Here is a 3,966-nt window from a genome sequence, read left to right on the forward strand (position 1 = left end):
GCGGAGCCTGGCACCCATGCCCGCACCGGCATCCCACAGTCCCCACGCGATCGACACCGCCGGAAGCCCCTGCGCGCGCCGATATTCGGCCAGAGCGTCGAGGAAGGTGTTGGCGGCCGCGTAGTTGCCCTGTCCGGCACCACCGAATACCCCGGCGGCGGAGGAGTACAGGACGAACAGGGCGAGGTCGAGGTCCTTGGTGGCTTCGTGCAGCCACCATGCGGCATCGGCCTTGGCCGCCAGCACCGTATCCAAACGCGCCGGGGTCAGCGCCGACACCATGGCGTCGTCGATCACGCCCGCGGTGTGGACGACACCGGCCAATGGCGACTGCTGCGGCACTGCCGCCAACAAGGCGGCGACCCCGCCCCGAGTCGACACGTCGCACGCGATCACCGACACGTGCGCACCCAGATCGGTGAGCGCGGCGACCAAATCCTGTGCTCCGGACGCGGATTCACCGCTGCGCGAGGCCAGGACTATCGATCGCACCCCGTGAACGGCCACCAGGTGCCGCGCGATTAACGCACCCAAACCGCCTGTACCGCCGGTAATCACGACCGAACCGGCAGACAATCGCACATCCGGCTCGACGTCGGTGGTTGTCGCGGCCGCCAGCCTGGTGAGCCGTGCCGCGTGCACGACCTGCCCGCGCACCGCCACCTGCGGGTCTCCACACACGATGATCCGTGCGAGTACTGCCGCCAAAGCCTCACCATCGGCACTGTCGATATCGGCCAGGACGATTCGATCCGGATCCTCCGTCTGCGCCGAACGCACCAACCCCCATATCGTCGCAGCGGCCACATCCGACGCCGGCTCGCCGGCGACCGACACCGCACCGGAGGTCAGCACCACCAGTCGGCTCTGCGCGAAACGCGTATCACCCGACCACGCCTGCACGACGCCGAGTGCCTCATACGAAAGTCGGTGTGCTCGTTGGACTTCGTCCTCGTCAGCCTTATTGCCGCGTAGGTCCAATGCCGCCACCGCGGGAGCGGTGTGCGTATCGGCGGCCCACTCGGTGAAGGAGGCGAGCGAATCGAGAACGACAGCCGGGCCATCGTCGGCTGCCGATACGGCGGTCTGCTGTGCGATCCAGTCCACTGCCAGCAAGCGCTGCGAGCGCGCGCGGGAATTCTCCGGGTGGATCGGGCGTGTGGTGAGCGAGCCGATGGTCAATACCGGCTGCCCGGCTTCGTCCGTGACGCGAATCGACACCGCACCCGAACCGGATTCCGTACGAGGACCGAACGCCAGGTGTGCACGCACCACGGTCGCGCCCACCGCGGACAGCTCGATGTCCTGCCACGCGAAGGGCATCCGGGGGCCCTCGGTGGTTGCTTCGGGACTCGAATCCATCGCGACGACCGCCATACCCTGCAGTACGACATCGAGCAATGCCGGATGCAGCGCGTAGCGATCGATATCGGATCCCGGTTGCGGCAACGCGGCTTCGAGGTAGAGGTCATCGCCGCGCCGCCACGCCGCACGCAGGCCCTGGAACGCAGGTCCGTAGGCGTATCCGGCGTCGGCGAGACGGTCGTAGAGTCCGTCGACCGCCACCCCTACCGCACCCGCAGGCGGCCACGCCGACAGATGGTCGGTGTCGGTGTGTGAGGGTGACGCGGGTGCGATGGTGGCCTCGGCGTGCGCAGTCCAGTCCGTATCGTCGGCCAGATCAGCCGGGACCGCGTCGGGGCGCGAATACACCCGCACCGCGCGGACGCCGCCGCTCTCGGCGGCGTCGACGACGATCCGCACCGCCACCGCACCGCGTGCGGGCAACACCAGCGGTACTTGAATCATCAGCTCCCGCACCACTTCACAGCCCACGCGGTCACCGATAACCGACATCCACTCGACGAACACCGCGCCCGGAACCACGACCTGGCCCGACACCGCATGATCAGCCAGCCAGCGCTGCGAACCGATCGAGAGCCGACCGGAGAACACGGTTTGCCCCGAATCGGGTACCGACATCACCGCACCCAGCAACGGATGCGCCGCATCGACCAATCCCAGGACACCCGCGTCGCCACCGCCGCTGTGTTCCAGCCAGTAGTGACGCCGCTGGAATGCATAGGTCGGCAACAGGACCCGGTGGCGAGGAACATTCTCCCACAGGCGCTTCCAGTCGACCATGGTGCCGGCCGTCTCGGCCGCTGCCAGTGACGACATGAATCGGCTCGCGCCACCGTCGTCACGCCGCACCGAACCGACCACCCGCACGGACTTGTCCAGCGACTCCGCTGTTTGCTCGATCCCCAAGCCCAGCAGCGGATGCGGGCTCATTTCCACGAACACCGTATGGCCGTCGCCGAGCAGCGCCCGCACGACGGGCTCGAAACGTACTGTCTCACGCAGGTTCCGGACCCAGTACCGCGCATCCAACTCGACCGTATCGACTATCGATCCGGTCACCGTCGAATGGAAAGCCACCTCCGATGCGCCCGCCCGGAGGCCCTCGAATGCTGTCAGCAGGGACTGTTCGAGGCTGTCGACCTGTGGTGAGTGTGACGCGTAGTCGACCGCGATCCGGCGTGCTCGCACTCCGTCGCGCTCGCACGCGACCATGAACTCCTCCGCCGCCGAGGTGGGACCCGATATGACCGTTGTCGCGGGACCGTTGATGGCGGCCACGGCGAGATCAGAATCGATCGGCAGCCGCTCGGCGACCTCGTCTGCCGGCAACGACACCGACACCATTGCGCCCTGCCCGGCCAACGCGGTCAAAGCGGCCGATCGCTGGATCACGATGCGGGCTGCGTCGGGCAACGACAACGCGCCCGCGACATGGGCCGCGGCGATCTCACCCTGGGAATGTCCCAGGACCGCGTCCGGCGTCGCGCCGAGCGATCGCCACAGCTCCGCCAGCGACACCATGACCGCGAACAGAACCGGCTGTACCACCTCGACACGGTCGAGCCAGGCCGCATCATCCTCGGCGAGGATATCTCGCAGCGACCAGGACACCCAGGGCGCGAATGCCTCATCACATTCTCGGAGCTTGGCTGCGAATACCGGGAACTGGTGTGCCAGTATGCGACCCATGCCCAACCACTGCGCACCTTGACCGGGGAACACCCACACGGTCTTTCCCGTGGCAACCTCACCGACGGTCACCGACTGGTGCGCTTCGCCCGCCGCCAGTGCCGTCAATCCGTCCAGGAGCTGCGCGCGATCGGCGCCGGTGATGACGGCACGCTGATCGAATCGCGCCCGCCCCGATACCAGCGACCATCCCACATCCGACGGATCCAATGCGGGATGTGCCTCGAGATGAGTCAGCAGCCTGGCTGCCATATCCCGCAGTGCCGGCTCCGAGCGCGCCGATAACATCCACGGCACCACCGCGCCGGGCATGGCTGAATCCGACTGTACTACTGCGGATTCGGAATCTGCGGCGGCGACGGTTTCCGGAGCCTGTTCGATGATGACGTGGGCGTTGGTGCCACTGATTCCGAACGAGGACACCCCAGCCCGGCGCGCGCGCCCGGTTATCGGCCACTCGACCGTGTCCGTCACCAACTCGACACGGCCGGTCTCCCAGTCCACGTGCGAGGACGGTGCGTCCACGTGCAGAGTCTTCGGCACGACTCCGTGCCGCATCGCGAGCACCATTTTCATAACACCGGCCACGCCCGAAGCGGCTTGGGTGTGACCGAGATTCGATTTCAACGCACCCAGCAGCAACGGCTGACCAGCGGACCGGTCCTGACCGTAGGTCGCCAGCAGCGCTTGCGCCTCGATCGGATCGCCGAGACGCGTGCCCGTGCCGTGAGCCTCCACGACGTCGATGTCGGTTACCGACAGTCCCGCGTTGGCGAGGCTGCGGCGGATCACCCGCTGTTGCGAGGGACCGTTCGGCGCGGTCAATCCATTCGACGCTCCGTCCGGCGGACGCGAGCTCGCGTCCTCACTCAGATTCGTCGCCGCAGGTAGGGCCGGACAAGACCGCACGTT

General features: G+C 67.2%; 1 protein-coding gene. It reads right to left on the bottom strand.

The window, feature by feature from the left end; genetic code table 11:
* A partial coding sequence (locus ACFWPJ_RS26850; protein ID WP_378855375.1) for a type I polyketide synthase occupies positions 1-3,963 on the bottom strand: 3,963 nt, incomplete at its 3' end.
* Positions 3,964-3,966: the final 3 nt, after the last annotated feature.

It is taken from the genome of Nocardia sp. NPDC058497 (genome assembly GCF_042720195.1).
Taxonomy (GTDB): Bacteria; Actinomycetota; Actinomycetes; order Mycobacteriales; family Mycobacteriaceae; genus Nocardia.